General features: G+C 61.7%; 21 protein-coding genes and 1 pseudogene. 18 read left to right on the top strand and 4 right to left on the bottom strand.

The genetic code is table 11. The features are described 5' to 3' along the window. The first annotated feature begins 179 nt into the window (after nucleotides 1-179). The 3 genes from ETC07_RS07540 to ETC07_RS07530 are packed head-to-tail and all read left to right on the top strand — an operon-like array spanning nucleotide 180 to nucleotide 3,066. Nucleotides 180-1,154: a sialic acid TRAP transporter substrate-binding protein SiaP gene (locus ETC07_RS07540; protein WP_136247898.1), complete on the top strand. Its 975-nt coding sequence runs from the start codon at nucleotides 180-182 to the stop codon at nucleotides 1,152-1,154. A 23-nt stretch (nucleotides 1,155-1,177) separates the two neighbouring features. Continuing rightward, complete coding sequence (locus ETC07_RS07535; RefSeq protein WP_168709190.1) at nucleotides 1,178-1,789, top strand: TRAP transporter small permease; 612 nt, start codon at nucleotides 1,178-1,180, stop codon at nucleotides 1,787-1,789. Continuing rightward, the gene (locus ETC07_RS07530) at nucleotides 1,786-3,066 is read left to right on the top strand and encodes a TRAP transporter large permease (protein WP_136247896.1); all 1,281 of its coding nucleotides are present in this window, start codon (nucleotides 1,786-1,788) and stop codon (nucleotides 3,064-3,066) included. Before ETC07_RS07535 ends, ETC07_RS07530 begins: the two co-directional genes overlap by 4 nt. A 174-nt stretch (nucleotides 3,067-3,240) precedes the next feature. On the opposite strand, the gene ETC07_RS07525 is transcribed toward ETC07_RS07530, so the two are convergent. Together ETC07_RS07525 and ETC07_RS07520 are read right to left on the bottom strand one after the other, a co-directional pair. Next, complete coding sequence (locus ETC07_RS07525) at nucleotides 3,241-4,812, bottom strand: aldehyde dehydrogenase (NADP(+)) (RefSeq protein ID WP_136247895.1); 1,572 nt, start codon at nucleotides 4,810-4,812, stop codon at nucleotides 3,241-3,243. A 142-nt stretch (nucleotides 4,813-4,954) separates the two neighbouring features. After that, a complete protein-coding gene (locus ETC07_RS07520) occupies nucleotides 4,955-5,731 on the bottom strand; it encodes an SDR family NAD(P)-dependent oxidoreductase (RefSeq protein WP_136247894.1) in 777 nt (258 codons plus the stop codon). A gap of 457 nt (nucleotides 5,732-6,188) precedes the next feature. Between ETC07_RS07520 and ETC07_RS07515 the strand changes: the two genes are divergently transcribed. The 4 genes from ETC07_RS07515 to ETC07_RS07500 all read left to right on the top strand — a co-directional run bounded on the left by ETC07_RS07515 (nucleotide 6,189) and on the right by ETC07_RS07500 (nucleotide 9,957). Next, on the top strand, nucleotides 6,189-7,154 hold the full coding sequence (locus ETC07_RS07515) for a Bug family tripartite tricarboxylate transporter substrate binding protein (protein WP_136247893.1): 966 nt from the start codon (nucleotides 6,189-6,191) through the stop codon (nucleotides 7,152-7,154). A 33-nt stretch (nucleotides 7,155-7,187) separates the two neighbouring features. After that, complete coding sequence (locus ETC07_RS07510; protein WP_136247892.1) at nucleotides 7,188-7,661, top strand: tripartite tricarboxylate transporter TctB family protein; 474 nt, start codon at nucleotides 7,188-7,190, stop codon at nucleotides 7,659-7,661. Beyond that, nucleotides 7,658-9,178, top strand: a complete 1,521-nt coding sequence (locus tag ETC07_RS07505; protein WP_168709189.1) for a tripartite tricarboxylate transporter permease — start codon at nucleotides 7,658-7,660, stop codon at nucleotides 9,176-9,178. The genes ETC07_RS07510 and ETC07_RS07505 overlap by 4 nt, the downstream gene beginning before the upstream one ends. Nucleotides 9,179-9,261: 83 nt before the next feature. Then, complete coding sequence (locus tag ETC07_RS07500) at nucleotides 9,262-9,957, top strand: FadR/GntR family transcriptional regulator (protein ID WP_136247891.1); 696 nt, start codon at nucleotides 9,262-9,264, stop codon at nucleotides 9,955-9,957. A gap of 131 nt (nucleotides 9,958-10,088) precedes the next feature. Here the strand turns inward: ETC07_RS07500 and ETC07_RS07495 are convergent, their stop codons facing one another. Further along, a complete protein-coding gene (locus tag ETC07_RS07495) occupies nucleotides 10,089-10,967 on the bottom strand; it encodes a HalD/BesD family halogenase (protein ID WP_136247890.1) in 879 nt (292 codons plus the stop codon). Between the two features lie 89 nt (nucleotides 10,968-11,056). Here ETC07_RS07495 and ETC07_RS07490 point away from each other — a divergent pair, with 89 nt between their 5' ends. The 3 genes and pseudogenes from ETC07_RS07490 (at nucleotide 11,057) to ETC07_RS15905 (ending at nucleotide 12,725) form a co-directional block, all read left to right on the top strand. After that, nucleotides 11,057-11,911 (top strand): LysR family transcriptional regulator, encoded by an 855-nt coding sequence (locus ETC07_RS07490; RefSeq protein ID WP_136247889.1) that lies wholly within the window; start codon nucleotides 11,057-11,059, stop codon nucleotides 11,909-11,911. A gap of 330 nt (nucleotides 11,912-12,241) precedes the next feature. Then, a pseudogene (locus ETC07_RS16050) lies at nucleotides 12,242-12,439 on the top strand (helix-turn-helix domain-containing protein); the annotation flags it as partial. Between the two features lie 76 nt (nucleotides 12,440-12,515). Then, nucleotides 12,516-12,725 (top strand): type 2 periplasmic-binding domain-containing protein, encoded by a 210-nt coding sequence (locus ETC07_RS15905; protein WP_240724589.1) that lies wholly within the window; start codon nucleotides 12,516-12,518, stop codon nucleotides 12,723-12,725. A gap of 85 nt (nucleotides 12,726-12,810) precedes the next feature. Here the strand turns inward: ETC07_RS15905 and ETC07_RS07480 are convergent, their stop codons facing one another. Next, nucleotides 12,811-13,083: a gamma-butyrobetaine hydroxylase-like domain-containing protein gene (locus tag ETC07_RS07480; RefSeq protein WP_136247887.1), complete on the bottom strand. Its 273-nt coding sequence runs from the start codon at nucleotides 13,081-13,083 to the stop codon at nucleotides 12,811-12,813. A 340-nt stretch (nucleotides 13,084-13,423) separates the two neighbouring features. On the opposite strand from ETC07_RS07480, the gene aldA reads away from it, so the two are divergent. From aldA to ETC07_RS07440, 8 genes are all read left to right on the top strand, one after another. Continuing rightward, a complete protein-coding gene (gene aldA / locus ETC07_RS07475; protein WP_136247886.1) occupies nucleotides 13,424-14,848 on the top strand; it encodes an aldehyde dehydrogenase in 1,425 nt (474 codons plus the stop codon). A gap of 187 nt (nucleotides 14,849-15,035) precedes the next feature. Further along, complete coding sequence (locus tag ETC07_RS07470) at nucleotides 15,036-16,271, top strand: mandelate racemase/muconate lactonizing enzyme family protein (protein ID WP_136247885.1); 1,236 nt, start codon at nucleotides 15,036-15,038, stop codon at nucleotides 16,269-16,271. Between the two features lie 4 nt (nucleotides 16,272-16,275). Then, nucleotides 16,276-17,895 carry a GMC family oxidoreductase gene (locus tag ETC07_RS07465; protein ID WP_136247884.1) on the top strand — a complete coding sequence of 540 codons (1,620 nt, stop codon included), beginning with the start codon at nucleotides 16,276-16,278 and terminating at the stop codon, nucleotides 17,893-17,895. 110 nt (nucleotides 17,896-18,005) lie between these two features. Then, the gene (locus tag ETC07_RS07460) at nucleotides 18,006-18,761 is read left to right on the top strand and encodes an IclR family transcriptional regulator (RefSeq protein ID WP_240724588.1); all 756 of its coding nucleotides are present in this window, start codon (nucleotides 18,006-18,008) and stop codon (nucleotides 18,759-18,761) included. A 39-nt stretch (nucleotides 18,762-18,800) separates the two neighbouring features. Beyond that, a complete protein-coding gene (locus ETC07_RS07455; RefSeq protein ID WP_136247882.1) occupies nucleotides 18,801-19,709 on the top strand; it encodes a LysR substrate-binding domain-containing protein in 909 nt (302 codons plus the stop codon). Between the two features lie 222 nt (nucleotides 19,710-19,931). Further along, on the top strand, nucleotides 19,932-20,897 hold the full coding sequence (locus ETC07_RS07450; RefSeq protein WP_136247881.1) for an NAD(P)-dependent oxidoreductase: 966 nt from the start codon (nucleotides 19,932-19,934) through the stop codon (nucleotides 20,895-20,897). Between the two features lie 165 nt (nucleotides 20,898-21,062). Continuing rightward, on the top strand, nucleotides 21,063-22,484 hold the full coding sequence (locus tag ETC07_RS07445; RefSeq protein WP_136247880.1) for an aldehyde dehydrogenase family protein: 1,422 nt from the start codon (nucleotides 21,063-21,065) through the stop codon (nucleotides 22,482-22,484). Nucleotides 22,485-23,841: 1,357 nt separating this feature from the next. Further along, nucleotides 23,842-24,085: ABC transporter permease family protein (locus ETC07_RS07440; protein ID WP_497706966.1), on the top strand; the 244-nt coding region annotated here is incomplete at its 3' end.

Genomic DNA, 24,085 nt, shown 5'->3' with positions numbered 1-24,085 from the left:
GCCGGATCGCGATCGCAGAATCCCCGCCTCAGGCGACGAGGCGAGCAATGGGCAAGACGCCGTAGCAGGCCGCTCGAGGAGTTCCGCGGGGCACCGCTCTGGAGCTGGATCGAGCGCGGCCGCTGCTCGGCTGCAAACCAAGCACTCTCATCACAATCAACAAGACAAGGAGTATCCCAATGACACGTCTTTCCCCGACGTCCCTGTCGCTGTGTGCCTGCCTGGCCGGCATGGTTTCCGTGACTCAGGCCGCCGAGACCGTCAAGTGGGCCCACGTGTACGAGCCTTCGGAGGCCTATCACCATTGGGCCGAGTGGGGTGCCGAGCAGATCGCCGAACGTACCGATGGCCGCTATGAGTTAGAGATCTTTCCGGCCTCCACCCTGGGCAAGGAAGTCGAGATCAACCAGGGGCTGGTGCTTGGCACCGTCGACATCATCTATACCGGGCAGAGCTTCGCCGCCCAGACCTACGGTCCGCTGGCGCTGTCCGATGCGCCCTTCGTGTTCCGCGACTACGAGCACTGGAAGGCCTACGCCGACAGCGAGCTCTTAGCGGAATTCGCCGACGGTTACCGCCAGGCCTCCGGGGGCAACGTGATTCTGGGCGATTGCTACTATGGCCAGCGCCACGTGACCTCCAATACCCCCATCGTCGAGCCCGCTGATATGGAGGGGCTGAAGATCCGGGTGCCCAATGCGCCCATCTATAGCCTGTTCCCACGCGCCGTCGGGGCACAGCCGACGCCGGTGGCCTTCTCCGAGGTTTACCTAGCGCTTCAGCAGGGGGTAGTGGATGCTCAGGAGAACCCCTTGCCGACCATCCGAGCCAAGAAGTTCTACGAGGTGCAGGACTACATCAACCTGACTGGCCATGTGACCGGCTCCAACCTGATCGTCGCCGGCGGTCCCTTCTTTAATGGTCTGGCCGAAGAGGACCAGCAAATTTTCCGCGAGGTGCTCGGCGAGGTGGCGAAGAAGGTCTCCGACGATGTGCGTGAGCAGGAATTGGCCTCCATCGAATGGTTCAAGGAACAGGGCGTGGAGGTGCTGGAGGTTGAGCGTGAGGCCTTCCGCGAGCAAACCCTGCCGGTGGTCAACGGTGAAGAGGCGACCTGGACCCAGGAACAATTCGATCGCTTGCAGGTGCTGTAAGAAGGCGCCTTTGGATGGATCACATGAACCACACTGATAGCGAGGCTCTCGGCACCGCACAGGCATCCCGTGGGGATGCCTGTGCCGAGGCACGAGGCCCTGACATTGATTTTGACGATGATCTTCCGACGTTCTCTTGGCGAGATATCGGCCTGGAAGACGCCCTGACTCTGGTGGTCTTCTGGACGATGGCGGTGGTCGTGTTTACCCAGTTCTTCAGTCGCTACGTGCTGGGTTCGCCCCTGGGGTGGACCGAGGAGGTAGCGCGCTATTTGCTGATCTGCGTGGGCTTCCTGGCGGCCACCGTAGGGGTGCGCAAGCGTAGCCATATTCGTATAGAGCTGCTGTATCGCTACCTGCCCTTGCGTGCCTCGGCCGCGATGATCTGGTTCGTTGACCTCGGTCAACTCGTCTACTTCGTGCTGCTGGGTTGGGTGACCTGGAAGATCCTACCGTTGATGAGCGCCCAGAAGATGACGTCGATAGCGGTAGGCATGGACACGCTCTATAGCGTGGTGCTGTTGAGCATCGCCATCATGGCGCTGCGCCAGGCGTGGCAGGTGGTTCGGGCGAACGGCCCGAGGCAGTGGCTCGCCGCCCACCGTGGCGATACCAATCCCGAGGAGTCGATATGACGCTACTGGTACTGTTTGGCGGCCTGCTGATGATGCTGGTGATGGGCTTCCCGGTCATGGTGGCGCTGGGTGCCTCGTCCCTGGCGGCGATCCTGGTCGATGGGGGCGTGCCGGACTTCATCGTGCTGCACCGCATGGTCGGGGGAATGGACAGCTTCCCGCTATTGTCGATCCCCTTCTTCGTGCTGGCCGGTGCGCTGATGAATTCCGCCGGCATCACCAGCCGGATCTTCGATTTCGCCAGGGCCCTGGTGGGCTGGATGCCGGGAGGGCTGGGGCACGTCAACGTCGGTGCCTCGGTCATCTTCGCCGGCATGTCAGGGGCCGCGGTGGCCGACGCCGGCGGGCTTGGCGCCATCGAGATCAAGGCGATGCGTCGGGCGGGCTACGACCCTGGCTTTTCGGTGGGAATCACCGCTGCCTCTTCCACCATTGGTCCGATCATTCCGCCGAGCCTGCCATTGGTGATCTACGGTGTGATGGCGTCGGCTTCGATCGGACAGCTGTTTGCTGCCGGTCTGGTGCCGGGGCTGCTGATGGCACTGGCCTTGATGCTGATGGTGGGCTGGTACGCGGTGCGTTATCAGTATCCACGAGATGTTGGCTTTGCGTTCGGCTGGATCGCTCACACCTTTCGTCGCGCCTTTCTGTCGCTGCTGACGCCGGTGATCATCGTCGGCGGGATCGTGTTGGGCATCTTCACCGCCACCGAAGCCGCCATCGCCGCCGTGATCTACGCCATGTTGCTGGGGGCGGTGGTCTATCGCACCCTGACATTCAAAAGGCTGATCGCGGTCACCATGGAGACCATCGAGACCACCGGGATCATCTTGATGATCATCGCTGCCTCCTCGATCTTTTCCTGGTTGTTGACCAGTCACCATGTGGCCGAGAACTTTGCCAGCTGGATGCTCACGGTCACCTCGAACCCCACTGTCATCCTGTTGTTGATGACGCTGATCCTGTTCGTGGTCGGCTGCTTCATGGAAACCATCGCAGCGATCACCATTCTGGTGCCGATCCTACTGCCGATCGCCGTTAATCTGGGCGTTGACCCGGTGCAGTTCGGCATCGTGATGGTGTTGAATCTGATGATCGGCCTGCTCACGCCGCCGGTGGGGTTAGTGCTCTACGTGCTGTCTCAAGTATCCAAGGTGCCGTTCGAGCGCTGCGCCTCGGCGACCCTGCCGTTCCTTATTCCTCTGCTGGTCGTGCTAATACTGGTCACCTTCGTGCCCGCTATTTCGATGTGGTTGCCGACCCTGATTTACCGTTAGCGCCGGCCCCGGCCTGGCGAACGCGCGGTGACGAAGAGACAGCGGGTCGGAGGAATCGTGCTCGTGACGGCGGACTATCTCCGGCGAATTGTGTCGAGTACCCAGAAAAAGGCCCTCGCCGATGGCGAGGGCCTTTTGCGTGTGTCGCGCGTTGCCGCGTTACACGGGCTTGGTTCAGCGTTTGCCGTCCACCTGGCGGTTCAGGCCCAGCGGGTTGTCTGCCTTGAGGCTGTCCGGGGCCAGCGCCTCGGGCATGTCCTGATAGCAAACGGGGCGCAGGAAACGCTGGATCGCGGCGCTACCCACCGAGGTGGTGCGGCTGTCGGAGGTAGAAGGCCAGGGGCCGCCGTGGACCATGCTGTGGCATACCTCGACGCCGGTGGGCCAGCCGTTGAACAGCAGGCGGCCGGCACGACGCTCGAGCAGTGGCAGTAGCCGCTCGGCCAGCTCGTGGTCGGCATCCTCGAGATGGACGGTGGCGGTCAGTTGGCCCTCCAGGCCCGCCAGCACCTGTTGCATCTGCTCGGGCGAATCGCATTCGACGATCAGCGCGCAGGCGCCGAACACCTCATCGTGGAGCGAGGCGTCGTCTAGGAAGGTCGCGGCCGTGGTGCGATACAGGTGTGGCTGGCAGGCACAGGCGAGACCATCGCTCGTCTTGCCCTGGGCGACCCGTGTGACCCCGGCCTGCTCGCCGAGCCGTGCAACGCCTTGTTCGTAGGCGGCATGAATGCCGGGCGTCAACATGACCTGAGGGTCGGCGTCACGTACCGAGTGGCCGGCCTGCTCGACGAAACGCTCGAGCGCCGCGCCGGAGAGCGCGAGGATCAGCCCGGGATTGGTGCAAAACTGTCCGGCGCCCATGGTCAGCGAACCGACGAAGGCATCGGCCAGTGTCTCGGCCTTGGCTTCCAGCTGCTGGGGCAGCAGCAACACGGGGTTGATGCTGCTCATCTCGGCATAGACCGGGATGGGCTGGGGGCGCGCTTGAGCACTGCGCAGCAGGGCGGTGCCGCCGCTGCGCGAGCCGGTGAAGCCGACCGCCTGGATGCGCGGGTCCTTGACCAGCGCCTGGCCGAGCTCGACGCCGCTGCCATACAGCAGCGAGAACACGCCTTCCGGCATCTCGCAGGTCTGGGCCGCCTGTTGAATGGCGCGCCCCACCAGCTCGGAGGTACCGGGGTGGGCGGAGTGGGCCTTGACGATCACCGGGCAGCCGGCGGCCAACGCCGCGGCGGTATCGCCGCCGGCGACCGAGAAGGCCAGTGGGAAGTTGCTGGCGCCGAAGACCGCCACCGGGCCCATCGGCACCTGGCGTTGGGTCAGCGCCGAGCGCGGCATCGGCTGGCGGTCGGGCAGGGCATTGTCGATGCGGATGTCCAGGTAGTCACCGCGGCGCAGGACCTCGGCGAACAGCCTGAGTTGCCCGCAGGTGCGACCGCGTTCGCCCTCGAGGCGGGCCCTGGGTAGGCCGGTCTCGGCTATGGCGCGCTCGGTCAGCGTGTCGCCGAGGGCGTCGATGTTGTCGGCCATGGCCTCGAGGAAGGCGGCTCGCTCGGTCGGCGGCAGGCGGCGATAGGCTGGGAAGGCGTCCTCCGCCAGTCGGCAGGCCCGTTCGGCCTCCGCCTGGCCCGCCATGGGGTACTGAGGGTCGAGGGTTTCGCCGGAGGCGGGGTTGATGGCCGAGATGCCGGCCGGTCCAGCCAGCGACTGGAAGCCGATCAGATGATGGCCTTGCAGTGTCATGAGGCTCTCCTGGGGTCGGTCGTGGCGTCGGGCGCCAGGTCCGTTGTCGGATAGACAGATGAATAGGCCAGCGGCCGGAGACATGTCCGGCCGCTGATGAGGTTATCGGTGCGGTGGGCCGATGGGATCGCCAGGGGCGATCTCAGGGGCACATCTGGCCGCCGTTGACGTCGATGACCTGGCCGGTGATGTAGCCGCTGGCGGCGTGGGAGGCCAGGAACAGGAAGGAGGGTGCGCATTCCTCGGAGGTACCCAGGCGACCCATGGCGATGGTGGAGGCGATCTTTTCCTTCACCTCCGCGCTCTTGTCGGCGTGGAAGGCGGTATCGATGGTGCCGGGAGCGACGATGTTGAAGCGGATGCCGTCCTGGGTGAATTCCTTGACCCAATTGCGGTGCAGGTTGTGCAGCATGGCCTTGCTGCCGCCGTACAGGGAGGCTCCCAGGCCACCACCCTCACGGCCGGCGATGGAGCCGGTGCTGATGACGCTGGCGGTTCCGCCACGCTTGGCGGCGGAGGCCTTCAGGTGTGGCATGGCGAAGCGCGTGGTCATGATCACGGAGCGCAGGTTCAGGTCCATGACCCGCTCGAAGTCGTCGTCCTCGAGGGTTTCCAGGCCCTTGCGAACGCCCAGGCCGCCGGCGTTGTTGACCAGCACATCGAGCTCGCCGAACTGCTCGACGAAGGCCTGGATCAGGGATTCGCATTCGCCACTCTTGGTGAGGTCGCGCTCGTAGTAGGCGAAGCGGGCCTCTTCGCTTTCCAGCTGTGCGATCAGCTCGAGGGCCGCCTCGTCTTTCTGGCTGCTGTTGATGCCGACGATGGCGCCGGCGCGGGCGAAAGCGACCGCGGCGGCGCGACCGATACCCTTGGTAGAGCCGGTGATGAGGACGGTCTTGTCGTTGAGATCGGTGAACATGCAATGCTCCTGAACGAATCGGGCCTGCATCAGGCCGTGGGGCTGAAGGGTGGTGGCGTGAGGGCCATGCCGAAGGCCGCAACCGGGAATCGGCTCGAGCGTGGCCCGCCTGTTGGCGTTCGCTCAACCTTAGACCAGTGTCAGGAGTGTTTCAAACAAATAATAACAAATCCCGATGGACTCGGCGCGAGAGCCCTGTAGGAATATGGGCCATGGCGTCAGGTCGAATTCGTCTTGTCGATAGGGTTTGTTTTATAAGAAATTGATATTAAATTGTTATTTGTTTTCTATTGGACGGATTTTCGGTGCCGATGCGACGCCGTTAGCATAAAGTCTAAGTTGTAATAACTTGTCTATTTCGTGAGGGCGGGTCACTCTGACTGGCGTATTTCCCGGCAGCGAGTCTTGCAGGCCCTGCCGGGGGCTTTCAAACGCTTAACGACAAGAGAGATAACTCATGCGAAAGCTCCCCCGTCTCTTCTGTGCCTCCCTGCTGGTGGCCTCTTCGACGGTTGCCCTCGGCGACGACTATCCTGCCAAGCCCATCACGCTGATCGTCCCCTGGTCGGCCGGTGGCGGCACCGATGCGGTCGGACGGCAGTTCGCCGCGGGCCTGCAGGACGAGCTAGGCCAGCCGGTCAACGTGGTCAACCGTACTGGGGGCGCCGGTGTCGTCGGCCATATGGCGATGAAGATGGCGCCGCCCGATGGCTATACCCTGGGGCTGGGTACGGCCGAGATCGCGACCTACCAGCATATCGGTACCGCCGACCTGTCCTACCAGGATTTCACCCCGATCGCCTTGCTCAACCTGGACTACGCGGCCTTCACCGTGAATGCCGACTCGCCCTGGCAGACGCTGGACGAGGCGCTCACCGATATCGCCGAGTCGCCCAACGAATATACCGTCTCGGGTTCCGCACCGGGGGCCGCCTATCACCTGTCCTTCGCCGGCTTCCTCGATCAGCAGGGCATCGACCCTAATACGGTCAACCTGGTGCCCAGCGAGGGCGCGGCCCCGGGGCTTCAGGAACTGGCGGCCGGCGGCGTGGATATCGTGTTCTCGTCGTTGCCCGAGATCGAATCCATGCGTGAATCGGGGCGTGTCCGCACCCTGGCGGTGCTGGCCAATGAGCGCCAGGCAGGATTCCCCGATGTGCCGTCCTCCAAGGAAGTCACCGAAGAGGACTGGTCTCACGGCTCCTGGCGTGGCCTGGTCGCCCCCGAGGGCCTGCCGGATGATATCTCGCAGCGGCTGCAGGCCGCGGCGGAAGAGGTCTGGAACTCCGACGACTTCCAGTCGTTCATGAGCGGTCGCGGCTACGGCGCCGTGTGGAAGGGGCCCGAAGGCTTCGAGTCGTTCATGGCCGAGCAGGACAGTAACAATGAAGCCATCATCGACACGCTGGGGCTGGCCCAGTGATGGGAACGTTCCGGCGACCGGGAGGTGTTCGCCATGCGCACCAGTGATGCGGTGTCGGGCACGATGGCGGCAGCCCTGGGGGCTGCCCTCATCGTGGCGTCGGCTGACCTGAGCCCGCTGCCGCGTCAGGTGTATGGGGCGGGCACCTTCCCCAAGGTGATCGGCGGCTTGCTGCTGTTGATGGGGGGGCTGCTGGTGGCCAAGGGCCTCAGGCAGCGCCAGCCCTGGTGCCGCTGGACGAGCAAGGTGGCGGTACGCCCCTTCCTGCTGGCCCTCGTCGCCGTGGTGGCGAGCGTGGTCGCCTATGTACTGCTGACGCCGGTGCTGGGCTTTCCCGTCGTGGCCTTCGTGCTGCTCAGCCTGTTGTTCCGGGCCTATCACCGTCGTGGCTGGGGGCGTGCCCTATTGATCGCGGCACTGGCGACGGCGGTCATCTGGCTGCTGTTCGCTCAGCTGTTGCATGTGCCGCTGGACCCGGGGCTTCTTGAACAGGTGCTGTACCCATGAGCGAATTACTGCAAGCGACCTCGATGGTGTTCCAATGGGAGGTGATCCTGGTGATCATCGCCGCCTCCCTGTTCGGCCTCTTCATGGGCGCCATTCCCGGCCTGACGGCGACCATGGCCACGGCCTTGCTGGTGCCGGTGACGTTCTTCATGGACCCGTTGCCGGCGATTGCCGCCATCGTGTCGGCCACCGCCATGGCCATCGTCGCGGGCGATATCCCCGGTGCGCTGTTGCGCATGCCGGGAACGCCGGCCTCGGCGGTCTATGCCGATGAAGCCTTCCTGATGGGCAAGCGGGGCAAGCTCGGCCTGGCGCTTGGCATCAACGTGACCTGCTCGATGCTGGGGGGGGTCATCGGGGTCGCGGTGCTGGCGCTATTCGCCCCGCGTATCGCCGAGTTCGCCCTGGAGTTCACCAGCGACGAATACTTCTGGCTCGCGCTGCTGGGGCTGTCGTGTGCGATCCTGGTAGCCGGTGGGGATCCGCTCAAGGGCGCGATCTCGATGCTGATCGGCCTGTCGCTCGCGATGGTCGGCATGGACAGCGTCTCCGGCCAGGTGCGTTTCACCCTGGGCAGTTACGACCTGCTGGCCGGCATCTCGCTGCTGCCGGTGCTGATCGGGCTGTTCGCGATCACCGAGTTGTTACGCAGCCTGCCCACCGCCGGCCGGGGCGCCTCGCGGGCCGACACGCCACGCCGCGAAGGCTTCGGTGGCGTGGTCAGCACGACCTGGCGCTACAAGGGGGGCGTGGCTCGGGGCGGGCTGTTGGGCACCATGATCGGCGCCCTGCCGGGGGCCGGCGCGGATATCGCCTCCTGGATCAGCTATGCCATCAGCCGCAAGCTGTCCCGTGAACCGCAGAAGTATGGCACCGGTCACCCCGAGGGGCTGGTCTCCGCCAGCGCCGCCAACAATGCGGCCCTGTCCGGTGCCTATATTCCCGCGCTGGTGTTCGGCATCCCCGGCGATACCGTCACCGCGATCATCATCGGGGTGCTGACCACCAAGGGGATCACCCCGGGCCCCGATGTGTTTACCGAGCAGGGGGCGCTGGTCAATGCCATCTTCCTGGTCTTCGTCTTGGCCAACCTGCTGCTGTTGCCGCTGGGGTTCATGGCGATCAAGGGAGCGGGCCGTCTACTCGCGGTGCCGACCGGGGTTCTCTACCCATTGATATTGATGTTTTGTATCGTAGGCGCCTTTTCGGCCAACAACAGCATGTTCGATGTCTGGGTGATGCTGGGCCTGGGGCTGGTGGGGGTCTTCTTGATGGAAAACGACTTCCCATTGGGGCCGCTGATCCTGGCGTTCATCCTTGGGCCGATCATCGAGAGCAACTTCATGCGCTCGATACTCAAGTCCGACGGTGAACTGATGGCCTTCGTCGACCGGCCCATCGCCATGGTGCTGGCGGGGCTTGCCATCCTGGTCTGGACGCTGATCATCGCCAATGGCATATGGAAGCGACCGGGCCGTGGCTCGCCGACCGATGCGGCGGCCTCACAGGCTCGTTGAAGGCCCGGCGGCCAGGGTATGACAGGATGTCGCCGCCGGAGGATGGGCGGCCTCGAGGGAGCGGATAACCGGAGCAAGGGAATATGGCACAAGACGAGAAGTTTTCACTGGCTTCGGCGGTCTACGAGAAGATCCTGGCGGCGATCATCGAGGGTCGGTATCCGGTCAACAAGAAGCTGCCCACCGAGGCGCAACTGTGCCGCAGCTATGAGGTGTCTCGGCCGGTGCTGCGCGATGCGTTGGCGCGGCTCAAGGAAGACGAGCTGGTGGTCTCTCGCCGTGGATCGGGCAGCTTCGTGGTGCGTCAGCCCGACAGTGCGGTGCTCGAGTTCGCCCCGATCTCGAGCATCGCCGACATCCAGCGCTGCTTCGAGTTTCGCGCCAATGTCGAGGCCCGGGCGGCGCAGCTGGCGGCCGTGCGTCGTACGCCGGAACAGCTCGAGCATATTCGTCGCTGCTACGACATCATCGATGCGGCCAATGCCCGGCAGGACCTGGCCACCGATGAAGACTACCGTTTTCATCTGGCCATCACCGAGGCGGCCAGCAATCATTACTACACTACCGTGCTGAAATCGCTCAACGAGAGCATCAAGAAGGGCATGAGCCTGACGCGTAGCCTCTCGTTGCGCGCCTCACAAGCGCGCCTGCAGAGGGTCCAGGATGAACACCTGGCCATCGTCGAGGCCATCGAGGCGCAGGATGGCGAACGGGCCGAGGTCGCCATGCGGACACACCTCGACAATGCCCGTCACCGCATGTTCGAGGGCACCCACTAACCCCGCGAAAAAGGGCAGGTATCGGCGGCCCGGGGCATTCCCGGGCCGCTTCGTATCGACTCATGCGGGGTACTCAGGCCGCACGGCCCGAGAAGGTGGCCGCCCTCACTTGCCGGAACACAGTGGGGGTATCAGTCGACGAGGTTGTCCTCGCGCATATTGGCACGCTCGAGGTGGACAGGGAGCACCCGGCCGTACAAGTGCTTCACCCGATGCGGCGTTCCCACCATGTCGGGCTGGCGCGCCCATGAGGGAATGGCCACATGACGCGCGCGTGAGCCCTGAACCTGTGTCACTCGGTGCAATGTGTAGCGCCCCATGAACAGCTGCATGTCTCCGGCGCCGAGGTCGAGGGTCCGGACCTTTGAGCGGTGACCCGCCATGACGGCGGCGACATCATCATAATGCTCATCTTCAGGGTCGCGTATGCCCGGCACGTACTCGAATACCCCGCCGTGCTCGGGTGGCCGGATCATCCAGGTCACGGTGAACTCGTTGGTGTCGAAGTGCCATGGAAAGGAGTCGCCAGGCTGCATGGCATTGAACGGCATGCACGCCAGCGGGTCCGCGAACCGGTGTAGTGGATCGATCTCGAACGCCTGGGAAATGAATCTCGTCATGCCCTCGCTTTTGTACAGCGTCTGCAGGTCCGAGTCGGCATCGATCAGGTCGGAACAGACGAATCCGTTGGTGCGCTCCTGAAAGCGGTTGATCGGATGCGTTTCTCCAAGCTCTGGGCGAGGCTCGCAGAAGTAGGGGTTGTGACTCGCCTGGTGACGATGGGCCTGGGGCGCGAGGAGTTCTGCCTCACGGGCGATGCGCTCAACGGCAGCCGGACGCAGGAAGCCCGGCAGTGTGCAGCAGCCATCATCGGACAGCGATTCCTGGCAGCGCTCCACGAGTTTGTCATAGGCGACCGTGCCGGGTTCATGAATCGGATATCGTTGCGTGTCGATGATATCGTCCAGTGCGGCTCTCGTGTTCATCATGGTCTCCGTTACTTCGTTCACGGCATTGTCGATGCTCCACCTGTGATTGGGGAAACGATATTTGTTAGTGTTGTGGATCGAAAAATTCGATAGGCAGGATAGGGCAGGCCATGAACATCGACCACATGCGCGCGTTTCTGGAAGTGGCCGCCACGGGTAGCTTCCAACTGGCATCTCAGCGGCTGAATGTCACCCAGTCCACGGTGTCGGCCCGCATCAAGGTGCTAGAACAGCGCCTGGGCTGTGTGCTGTTCGATCGCCGTTCCAGTGGTGCCGACCCCACCATGGCGGGACGTCAATTCCATCGCTATGCGGCGACGGCCGTGCAGGCCTGGGAGCAGGCCCGTCATGACATCGTGCTGCCTGAGACGTTGAACTCGGTGGTCGGTCTTGGAATCCAGACGGCGCTCTGGGACCGGATCGGCTACGAGTGGATTCAGCGTATCCAGTCTCGTGCGCCTGAATTGGGGGTACGTACCGTGGTGGACTACTCGGAGCCACTCACTCGATTCCTATGTGATGGCTTTCTGGATGTCGCCATCATTTACGTGCCGCAGAAACGTCCGAATCTCACGGTCCAGCGGTTGATGGAGGAGAAGCTCATTCTGGTATCGGGGGCTCGTGACCGTGAGCTCACTGCTTCCTGGTCGGAAGATTATATCTACGTGGACTGGGGAGATGACTTTCGCCACCAGCATGCGCTCGCGTTTCCGGAGGCACGTACGCCGAAACTGCAGATTGATCATCCCAGCCTGGCGTTTCATTTTGTCCTTGGGCGCGGTTGTTCCGCATATCTTCTGGAAAGCTCGGTGCGTGCCCATCTGGAACGTGGTGATCTCCATCGTGTGCCGGGAGCCCCGGAGTTTTCGTGCCCGACATACATCGCGCACCCAAATGACCCTATCCAGCCGGAGCGACTGACGGTGGCCATCGAGGAGGTGCATCGCCTGATTGCCCCCGATTGAACGGGTGTCTTGCTGTCAGCAGGTGCGGCCACGTGTCGGCGCTTCGGCTCGGGGCATGCCGTTCACTCCGTCGGCCGTTTCGCCCATGAGCCAGGGGCGCCAAGCCTGAACCCGTCAGGCCCTCATGGGGAGGCTCGACGATATGATCGCCGCTGGCGTGGCTTGGCGGGCCTGGATCGTCATGAGATGGTCCTCATCCGGGACGGCTATCCCCGTGCCAACCCCCTCACCCGGATCGCCACCGGGAACGGCAATGTCGTCGCAGGGCAGTATTAACCGGTCATCCCGATCAGGGGGCTTCGTCACCATTCGATATTCGGCATATTAGCGATGCAACCCTCATCGAATCCCGGACCTGCCTCCATGAAGTCCTTGATTGCCTTCGTGGCCACCGCCAGGTTGGGCTCGATGACCGCGGCGGCCGATGCCGAGGGCACGACCCAGCCGACCATTTTCCAGCGTATCTGGGCGCTGGAAGAACATGTTGGCCTGCCGTTGTTCGACCGACGTGGCGGGCGCTTGAGCCTGACCGCACAGGGGGGAGCAGTTCTATCGGGAGATAGGGCCCAATCTCGATGTCCTCCGCGAGGCCTGCGATCGCTTCATGCAGCAGGGGCAGGGGCCGTCGGTGCTCATTGCCGCGGATGCCGGCTTCACCCACCTCTGGCTGTTGCCTCGCCTGCCGGCGCTGAAGCGGGCCTTCCCGGAATATACGATCAGGCTGATGCCCATCGAGCGTGCGGACTACCGTTCACGCGGGCTGTTGTCGAACAGCATCAGTGCGCCGGCGCCGAGGGAAAAGCGCACTTCATAGGCCGGCAATTCGCCTAGCCGTTGGCGGGCTCGTTGAGCACCCGGTTCCAGCCGAAGCGGATCTGTTGCGGTGGCAGCGAGGCATCCTAGGGCTCGGCGGTCGGGAAGACCTCGGTTCCGCCGAGTTCGTTGGTCAGGGTGCTCAGGTCGTAGTGCTCGTGATGGCCGTCGCTGAAACTGAGGCCCAGCTTTTGCTCGCCGACGCGTGCGGCCCGGGTGAGGGTCAGGTCGGCGTCGATGGCGTGGGAGTCGAACAACCGCTGCTGGGTCATGGCTTCCAGCTGATCCGGGGCCTGGGTGCGCTCGCGCAGCCAGAGCGGGCTGAGCTCGTGGCGCTGCCCCTCATGCTCGATGATCACGGCGGGGGCTGCTCATGGATGACGAAGGTGTAACGACGGGCTGTGGGTGACATCGCCAGGCTCCGATTGCGGGCGGATAATGCGCTGCGCATGCTGCAGAACCCGGCGGCCGGCGAGTAGAGGCGAAGCCTTATCCATCGCCATGCATTTTTCTTATAGCCCTCTGTCGTCGGCGAATAGGGCATGGCCGGTCGGCGAGGTGCGTGGCGGACCTCTCGGGCCGTCGAACCTCACTCCTTTAAAATTCTGTATATGGAATAATAATTTTGTATATAGAATTTTATTGACGCCTCGAGGAGAGGGTCCTTAGCCTAGGCGTCAAATTCCAGAGGAGTGAGTCATGAGCACCGACGGTAACTTCATCAACAACGAGTTCGTCTCTAGCCCCCAGGCCGCGATGATCCCGGTCTACAACCCCGCCACCGAGGCGTTGGTGGGTCAGGTCCAGGCGGCCACCACCGAGCAGGCGCTCGAGGCGGTGGACATCGCCGCCCAGGCGCAGAAGGCGTGGCGCAAGCTGACCAGCGTCGAGCGCGCGGCCCATATGTACAGGCTGGCCGATGCCCTGATGGAACGGCGTGAGGTGATCGGCCGAGCACTGGCCGAGGAGTCCGGCAAGAGTCTCGAGGATGCGACCAGCGAGGCGATCTATGCGGCAGAGATCACGCGCTACCATGCCGAGTGGGCGCGTCGCATCGAGGGTGAGGTCATGCCGAGTGACACGCCCAACGAGAGCCTGCTGCTGCAGCGCGAACCCATCGGGGTGGTGGCCTGCCTGATCCCGTTCAACTATCCGGTCTTCACGCTGCTGCGCAAGGTGGCGCCGGCGCTGATTACCGGTAATACCGTCGTCGTGCGCCCCAGCAACAATACGCCTCGCTCGGCCTTCGAGATCGCCGCTGCCGTCAAGGCGGCCGGGTTGCCGGCCGGGGTCGTGAATATCCTGACGATGGACCATGGCACCGCGGAGGCCGTCTGCACGCATGCCAAGGTGGGCATGATCACCCTGACCGGCAGCGTCGGCGCCGGGCGCAAGGTGCTGGAATACTCCCAGGTCAATATTGCCAAGTCATCGCTGGAACTCGGCGGAAAGTCGCCGGCCATCGTCGAGCCGGACGCCGACCTGGAGCAGGCCGCGCAGCAGATCGTGGCCTCCAAGACCACTAACTGCGGCCAGCTGTGTACCGCGATTGAACGGGTCTATGTGCATGAATCGGCCTACGAGGAATTCGTGGGACTGCTGAAAGCCAACCTGGAGGCCTGTGCCTTCGGCAATCGCGCCGATGAACCTTCTTATATGGGGCCGCTGATCAACGAGAATGCCCGCCTCAACATCCATCAGATGGTGGAGCGCGCGATCGACGACGGGGCCAGGCTGGAAACGGGGGGCTATGTACCCGAGCACAAGGGCCACTTCTATCCCCCTACGCTGCTGACGCAGTGTCGCCAGGAGATGGAAATCGTCCAGGAGGAAATCTTCGGCCCGGTGCTGCCCGTTCTGACATACGGGGACATCGATGAGGCCCTGGAGCTGGCCAACGACCACCAGTTCGGCCTCGCGTCGGTGGTCTTCACGGAGAACTACCGCACGGCCATGACCGTGGCCAATAACATCGAAGCGGGCGAGGTCTATATCAACCGTACGCCTTCCGACCCCTTCCAGGGCTATCACGCGGGCTGGAAGCGTTCCGGCCTCGGCGGCGATGACGGCAAGCACGGCATGCTGGATTACACCCAGACACGCCTGGTCGTGCTGAACTACTGAGCCCCGCCCGGATCATGGCATCGGTGCCTCGGCCTGGCTGGCCGGGGCGCCGCCGATGCCCCCATGACCTACCGTCTCTCACCAGAGGCATCGATGCTGCCACCATGCTCGGCGCCGGTCGTCGGGCGAGCGCCGCATGATGCCTGGTCTGCTCCCTACGCCAGCGTATCTCATAGAGGAAATTTTCATGAAAGTCGTCAGTTGCGAGGTCCATGTCGTCGCTACCCCGCCTCCGCATGTCGGTGGCATGTACTGGATTTTCGTCAAACTGGGCACGGCCTGTGGCATCGAAGGGGTCGGGGAGGTTTATGCGGCCTCCTTTCACCCACAGGTGATGGCCGCGGCCGTCGAAGACGTGTTCGAACGCTATCTCAACGGGCATGATCCGCACCACGTGGAGCGCCTGTATCGTGAGGCCTTCTCGAGTGGTTTCACACAACGCCCGGACCTGAGCATGATGGGCGTGTTGAGCGGCCTCGAGATGGCTTGCTGGGACATCGTGGGCAAGGCCGCCGGTCTTCCGGTCTACGAGCTGATCGGTGGCAAGGTGCATGACAAGCTGCGTTCCTACACCTACCTGTACCCGCGCGACGCCAATGGTCATTTCGACTACGACAACGTGGAGCTGGCCGTCGAGAGCGCCCTCGAGAATCAGGCGCTGGGCTTCACTGCCCTGAAGTTCGATCCGGCCGGGCCTTACACGGCCTACTCCGGCCATATGCTGTCCCTGGAGACGATGGAGAAGAGCGCCACGTTCTGCCAGCGTATTCGCGAGGCGGTGGGTAACGGCTGTGACCTGCTGTTCGGCACCCATGGCCAGATGACGCCGGCGGGAGCGATTCGCCTGGCGCAATATCTGGAGCCCTTCGACCCGTTATGGTTCGAAGAGCCCGTGCCGCCGGGGCAGAGCGAGGCGATGGCAAGGGTGGCGGACCATACTTCCATCCCCGTGGCGACCGGCGAGCGCCTGACCACCAAGTACGAGTTCCACGATCTGTTGCGTCACAACGCCGCCTCGATCCTGCAGATGAACCTGGGACGGGTCGGGGGCATCCTCGAAGGCAAGAAGATAGCGACCCTGGCGGAGGTGCACTATGCCCAGATTGCCCCGCACCTCTACAACGGTCCCGTCGGGGCGGCGGCGAGCATCCAGCTGGCGACCGCCACGCCTAACTTCCTGATACAGGAGAGCATCGGCACCTGGGGCGGGTTCCATGCGGACATCCTCGAGCAGAAGATCGAGTGGCGTGATGGCTACGTGATTCCTTCCGACCGGCCGGGGCTGGGCGTTGAGCTGGACATGGCCATGGTCCGGGAGCATTCGCCGTATACGGGCGGGCCGCTGCACCTGAAAATGGATCCGCGGCCCTATGACGTCAAGGAACAGTCGGATGCCGGCTGGAAGCAACGCCCGGGGGCATGACGCGATGGAAGATTACGATTTCATCATCGTCGGCGCGGGTTCGGCGGGGTGCGTTCTCGCCAATCGGCTGAGCGCCTCGGGGCACTACAGCGTGCTGATCATCGAAGCGGGCGGGCGTGATAGCTCGCCCTGGATCAAGGTCCCGGTGGGCTTCGCCAAGACCTACTATAACCCCAGGTACAATTACATGTACTACAGCGACGCGGAAGCGTCGCTGGCGGGGCGGCAGATCTACGCCCCGCGAGGCAAGGTCCAAGGCGGATCTGGCTCGATCAACGCCATGATCTACGTGCGAGGCCAGGCCGATGATTTCGATGACTGGGAAAAAGCCGGCAACCGGGGGTGGGGGCACACGCAGGTGCTGCCCTATTTCAAGAGGCTCGAGCAGCATCCCGCCGGGGATACCGAGTTTCACTCCAGCCAGGGGCCGATCGGCATTACCCCGTTGAGGGATGGGGCGCACCCGATCTGCCGGTCCTATCTCGACGGTGCCCGTGAGCTGGGCTATCCGATCAACGAGGACTTCAATGGCGCCTCCCTGGAAGGCGCCGGGATCTACGAGGCCAATATTCGTGATGGGCGGCGCGACTCGAGCAATACGGCCTATCTGGTCCCCGCGCTCTCGCGTTCGAACCTGCATCTGAAGCGAGTCGGTCGAGTGGAGCGGGTGCGACTGGACGCCCAGCGGCGTATCGAAGGGGTCGAGTATCGTGACCGAGGCAGGCTCCAGGCCGTTCGTGCGCGTCGGGAAGTGATCCTGTGTGCCGGTGCCGTGGATTCGCCGAAATTGCTGCAGCTGTCGGGGCTGGGCGATGGTGAGCACCTGGGGCGCTTCGACATTCCCCTGGTCCGTCACCTGCCTGCCGTCGGAAAGAACCTGCAGGATCACCTGGCCGTCAGCTATTACTTCAGGGCCCGTGACAAGACGCTCAATGACGAGTTTTCCTCCTTGTGGCGGAAGACCCGGGCGGGGCTGCAGTACCTGATCAATCGTAGTGGCCCTCTGGGCATGAGCGTCAACCAGGCGGGGGGATTCTTCCGTGGCAGCGAACAGGAGGCGAAGCCGAACCTGCAGCTCTACTTCAACCCCATGTCCTATCAGATTCCCAACGACCCGAAGGCGAAACTGACGCCTGACCCCTACTCCGGGTTTCTGGTGGCGTTCAATTCATGTCGACCCACCAGCCGTGGCAGTGTAGACATCGTGTCGGCGGACCCGAATGTGGCGGCGGGCATAAGGCCCAACTATCTCAGCACCCGGCGCGATGAAGACGAGGTGATACAGGGCAGTCGTCTCATTCGTCGATTGATGCGGGCCCCGGCCATGAAGGCTGTCACCGAGGCCGAGGTTTCACCCGCGGGGGCGGCGCATGATGATGACAGTATGTTAGAGTATTTTCGACGGCATTCAGGCTCTATCTATCATCTGTGCGGTACATGCACCATGGGACCCAATGCAGAAAGGGCGGTCGTGGATGAGCGTCTTAAGGTTCATGGCGTGGCAGGACTAAGAGTCATTGATGCTTCGATATTCCCTAATATAACCTCCGGGAATACGAATGCTGCGGTCATGATGGTGGCGGAAAAAGGCGCCGATATGGTGCTAGAGGATAACGGGAAGTGATGGTTGAACGTCCTGAGTCGCTATCGCCGAGAGGATGATCAGTAACACGGGACCCGACAGGTAATAGATGGCGTGCGCTATGAGTGAGAGGGTATTGAGGGAAGTAGATCGTGAGTCATGAGAAGACCAAAGCGCCTGCCATCGATCATGGTGTCATGATTCTCGATGTTCTTTCGGCCTCATCCTATCCATTAACGCTGTCGGAGATCTGTGAGTCAACCGGCATATCTCCGGCAACAGGGCATCGTGTTGTCAATGCACTGTTGCAGCATCAGCTGGTGGCTAAAGACCCGGGAAGAAAGAAGGCATACTGCATTGGCTCCAGGGTGTTCCAGATATCATCGACCATCTATAACAAGCAAAGTCTTGTGCCGCTATTTTATCCGATAGCAGAGATCCTGAAGAACGAGATTCATAAGTCCATCTTCCTTTGTGTGCCAATCGGCAGCAAGGTTGTCGTGGTGTCGAAGGTCGATGCCTCTTCCAATGATAGCGTTGATATCTTTATTGGAAAGACGATGGCGATACAGGAGTCGGCAGCCGGGAAGGCGATTCTTTCCATGAGGCCCCAGGCCTATTGGAAAGACTATTGTGATGATGAGCTTCCCCAGGCGCTCGACGATGAGTCGCATGGTACGTTGTTCGACTCTCTGGACAGGGCGCGCCGGCTTGGTTATGCCATTTCGTCGAATCTGGATCAAGAAAGTACCGGCTGTATCGCGACGCCCGTTCTGAATATGCGTAATGAGCCGATTGCCGCGATCAGTGCCGTCATTCATGGAGGGGTCATCAAGGCCGAAGATGCCAGGTCCTACTCCAAGTTCCTTGTCCAGGCGGCTCGCCAGTTGTCGGCGAGAGTCATCTGACGCCGCCCTGCGACTCATTCCGTACCCCAGAGAGTCCTCATGTCGACGCCCTTACCGATCCACAAGCTGCCACCGCTGAGTTCTCTGAGGGGGTTCGAGGCCGCGGCGCGCTTGCAAAGCCTCAGGGCGGCCGCCGAAGAGCTCCACCTGACGCATCCTGCCGTCGCCAACCAGGTGCAGCGCCTGGAGGAGAGTCTCGGCGTCAAGCTGTTCAAGCGCGCGGGGCGTCATATCGAGCTGACCGCCGCGGGTGAACGCTTCTATCCCCATGTGCGTGACGCCATTATCACCCTGATCAATGGCGCGGAGGGCGTCCGGCAGCTCCAGCACAGTTCTCCACTGCGGGTTCAGGTGTATGTCACGACGTCGATACGCTGGCTGGCACCGCGGCTTGCCAAGTTTCACGAAGACCACCCGGAAGTGGAACTGCAGCTGATGACCTATAGTGTGGACTGGGCTTTTGATGAGGCCAATGCCGATATTGCCATCATCTTTCGCGATAGTCCGATGCCGTCTCACTTGCACTGGACTCGCCTTTTTCCTTCCGAGCTTTTCCCCGTTTGCAGTCCGTCGATGGTGATGGAAGATGAGGTTTCTCCTGAGGACCTGAAGCAGTTTCCTCTGGTCGGTGTCTATACCGAAAGCTGGAGTTGGGACAGTTGGTTAAGGCTTCAGTCATCATCAGCCTCCCTGAATGAGTCGCCTCCCAGAGATCATGTCATTGTGGATACACTGGCTGCTGCCTTGGAAATGGCTGTGCGTGGTGAGGGAGTCGCGCTGGTTAATGGTCCTTTCGCAGATGATGATATGGCCGCGGGCAGGTTGACCAATCCTGTCAAGAAGGTGGTGGAAACATCGGGGGAGTGGGGCATCATATGTCACCGAGATGTGGCGAAAGATCCCCGGGTGATGACCTTCACCGACTGGCTGGTTTCTCATCTCAATTAGGTTGTTGAGACGCCCTCTGTGCGGCTCATAGGTTCGTCCTTGGCATGCCTCCCACCATGATTGGTAAACAGGGGTTAACGCTGAAAAAATAATATGAATTGCCCCGGTTCTTTGTTTTTCCTAGCCTCTTCTCATATTCGATGAGTGGAATGGTCGTGTTGGTCCCCTTGCAAGGGAGAGCCGGCCATTTCCCGTATGTGTTAGGTTAAAGGAAGATTGATCATGAAAGTGGGTTTTGTTGGGCTTGGAAATGTAGGTGGAAAGCTTGCCGGTAGCCTGATTAGGAATGGCTATGACGTTACCATCAGGGATCTGGACCGGGACGTGGCCCAGCCGTTTCTCGATATGGGCGCCTCCTGGGTCGAGTCCCCGAAGGCGCTGGCGGAAGCGACCGACATGGTGATCACCTGCCTGCCTTCTCCGGCCGCCTGCAGTGCCGTCATGGAAGACGAGGACGGCATCATCGCGGGCCTGTCCGAGGGTAAGGTGTGGCTCGAAATGAGCACCACCGATGACGCCGAGCTGGTCCGCATCGCCGAAAAGGTCCGGGCGATAGGGGCGCTGGCCATGGAGACGCCGGTCTCCGGCGGGTGTCACCGAGCCGCCACCGGGAACATTTCCATCTTCGCCGGTGGCGACAGGGAGGCCTTCGACAAGGTCCTTCCCGTTCTGACGACGCTCGGGCGGCGTGTGCTGCACACCGGGCCCCTGGGATCGGCCTCGGTACTCAAGGTGATGACGAACTACCTGGCTACCGCCAACCTGTGTTCCGTTGTCGAGGCCCTGACCGTCGCCAAGAAGGCTGGCCTGGACATGAACACTGCCTATGAGGCCATTCGCATTTCCTCGGGCACTTCCTTCGTCCATGAGACCGAGTCTCAGGTCATTCTCAACGGCAGCCGCAACATCAGCTTTACCATGGATCTGGTGCTCAAGGATGTCGGCCTGTTCGACGAGCTGGCGAAGGATCTGGAGGTGCCGCTGGAGATTTCCCCTCTGCTCATGGATATCTTCCGTGACGGCCAGGAGCGCTTTGGCCCGCGTGAATGGTCTTCCAACATCGTTCGCCGTTTCGAGGAGACCTGCGATGTACAGGTGCTGGGTGAAGGGTTCCCCGACGAACTGACGGATGATGAGCCCGAAGAAGCGGGTTACGAGGTCGCCGTGCCCCACAAGCGGTCATCTTGATACATCCATTCGCATGGAATCTCTCCAGCGCCGGGAGATGACCGACATGTCGGCAGGGGCGGTTGGCCCAGGCTCTTCCAGGGCTTGTCTGTTGATGACACGGTAGGAGTCACACGCCCCTGCCGCCCCTAGCCTCGCTTCACCACGATATGACGGGAGTATCGCATGCAACACTTGACGCATTTCTACATCAATGGAACCTGGCAGACCCCTCATGGCAACGAGCGCCTGAAGGTAGTGGATCCGGCTACCGAGGCGGCTTGTGCCTCGGTGCCTAGTGCTACTCAAGAGGATATTGATGCCGCGGTTCATGCCGCCCGCCAGGCGCTTCCGTCCTGGGCTGCGACGCCAGCCAGCGAGCGCCATGATCTATTGATGGCGGCGGCGAAGGAAATGCAGCGGCGCTATGACGAACTCCGCGATGCGCATGTTCTGACCGTGGGCAGCCCGATCGAGATGGCCGGCGCGATTCACGTGGATGGTCCGATCGAGGGCATGCAGTACTATGCCGAACGCGCCAGCCGAATGGAGGAAGTCGAGCAGAAAGGGAGCGTTTCCCTGGTGCGCGAGCCTATCGGTGTCTGTGCGTTGATCAATCCCTGGAACTACCCGCTGCATCAGCTGATCGGCAAGTTGGCCCCCGCGCTGGCGGCAGGCTGCACGGTGGTCGCCAAGCCGGCCGAGCAGACGCCCCTCCAGGACTTCATCATGGCCGAAATCTTCGAGGAAATCGGCCTTCCCCCCGGCGTGTTCAACCTGGTGACCGGCGTCGGTTCGGATATCGGCCCGGTCATGGCCGCTCATTCCGATGTGGACATGATTTCATTTACCGGGTCCACCAGGGCGGGTGTCCAGGTCGCGGAGAATGCGGCTTCTACTGTGAAACGTGTCTGCCAGGAGCTGGGGGGGAAGTCTCCTCTGGTGATTACCGAGAACGCCGATCTCGAAGCGGCCGTTCGCCTGGGGGTAGAGAACGTGATGGCCAATACCGGCCAGACGTGCGATGCGTTCACTCGCATGCTGGTACCGCGTGCACTGCTGAAAGACGCTGCGGCACTGGCCGGTAAGATTGCCAGAGAGCAGGTCGTGGGGGATCCGAAGAGCCCCGGTACGACTATGGGGCCTGTGGTGTCCGAGCGTCAGAAGTCCATCGTGCAGCATTTCTTACGGCGTGGCCTGGAAGAGGGGGCGACTCTCGTCGAGGGTGGAGTCGATGCACCGGATCATCTGGATCGCGGCTACTATGTGCGTCCGACGATCTTCAGCGACGTGAAAAATGATATGGAGATCGCTCAGGAGGAAATTTTCGGACCGGTGTTATGCCTGCTGGGTTATGACAGCATTGACGAGGCCGTCGAGATCGCCAATGACACCATCTACGGGCTGTCCTCGGCGGTGTATGCCCGCGATGTGGATGAGGCATTGCCGATCGCCCGGCGACTCAAGGCGGGGCAATGCTATCTGCAGGATGCCGAGTTTTCCTTTGAGGCGCCCTTCGGCGGCTACAAGCACTCCGGCAATGGTCGCGAATGGGGTGAAGAAGGCCTGCTCGAGTATGTCGAGGTCAAGTCCATCATCGGGACCTGATCTCTTCCGGTGAGACCGCTCGGGTCACCGGTAATGCATTTTATCCATAAAAAGAACAAGCTCCGAGAGGGTGGTGCCGGCTATGCCGTATTCGCGCCACCCCTCCCTCCCGCTGAAGCATAGGCTCTCATATCGCATCACCATTTCGTGCTTGCCGGGCCTCGGGCTCAGCAGGCAGAGAGCTGATGCCGTGGAAGCCGTAGCAAGAAGAAGTCTCGGTATGAGGAGCATGGTGTCGGCCTTTTTGACATGGGGTGGCGAGGGATGATGGCCCAGGTCGATGCCGGATCACGCTCCGTCGCTGATCTCATGCCGCAATGCGCGATGCCTCGATCAGCTGGGTTGGCTATCGCTCGTCACGGGACTTGCCTCCCTGGCTTCCTGCTTTAACATCCTCCCGCCTCTCCTCGGGGTATCGAGGGAAATGTAGAAGGGTACTTCATGTCTCTACCATTTTTCTGCGCAGAAAGGGCGGGGAAATGGCGGTGCATCATCATCTCCCTTGTGCCGCTTTTTCTTCCTAATGGCGGCAAGGGATATCGATGTTGGTGCGATCCCTTCGTCAAACATTAATCCGGTTTTTCAGGGGTTAATGGTAAAAAGTGCGTTCCCGGTAGAGGTTGTGTTTTTGGACGTTGCTGTGGGGCTATATTAGATAGCATGATGAGTAGTTGTTCTTCGATTTTTATAGAATAAAAAACATCAATGCCGTCGAAGTGTATCGATAATTTAGCGATTTATTTTTTATTATGGTGCTATGAAAATATGGGTTAAGAGAAAATTTACCAGTCGAAAAAAACAGTGAATTGTACGGTAAGGACATCTTCCATATGGTTCCCGGGTCGAGGCCTACAGGGTTCATGTTGTGCTTTTTTGAGTCATGACTCGCCAGGTGGTGTCTCCGTTTATTTTTTTGTTGATCGATAAGAGCTGTCCACGACAGCCACGCGCTAGAGTGGGTGATCTTGAGCGGCCACTGTCCGCGCCTTTCCGAATAAAGCTGGCCGTGTCGGCTTTGCCGCGGAGGGAGCCTCCCTCAACTCAGTGGCACCAGAGCAGACCGCTCTGGCAAGGAAAGGCCGCCACCCTCCCGGGAGTAACACGAAACGGGGCGCTGCGATATCGACACGGACTTTTTTGACGTTTTAGCTTCATGGCTTTCCCCGTGACTCGGCATGCTAGCGAGATCAAGGTAGGGGGGGGTATATGATAGTCTTTTACGCTGGCTCGGCCAGGACCCGTCGCTACCGGCACCTCGCTCAGGACCACAAGGAAGCCATAATAGCAACATGTTACCGTCGCTTATCGTTTGCCACACACAGGGCGACGGGGCCTGCCCATCAAGAGGAGAGTTGACTTGGAACTGATCCAATATGCTGTGGACAACCTCGACCTGCTGTTCTCGAGAATGCTCGAGCACATCGCGCTAGTCGGGGTCGCCGTCGGCATCGCCACCCTCACCGGGGTACCCATCGGCATCGCCATCACCAAGAACGAACGCCTGGCCAAAGGCGTCCTCTACGTCGCCTCGATCATCGTTACGGTGCCCTCCATCGCGCTGTTCGGGATCATGATCCCGGTGCTGTCGCTGATCGGCCAGG

Origin of the sequence: Halomonas borealis (assembly GCF_004798905.1) — a bacterium.
GTDB lineage: Bacteria > Pseudomonadota > Gammaproteobacteria > Pseudomonadales > Halomonadaceae > Halomonas > Halomonas borealis.
Note: the sequence above shows the minus strand (reverse complement) of the source record. Positions and strands in the feature narration are given on the sequence as shown.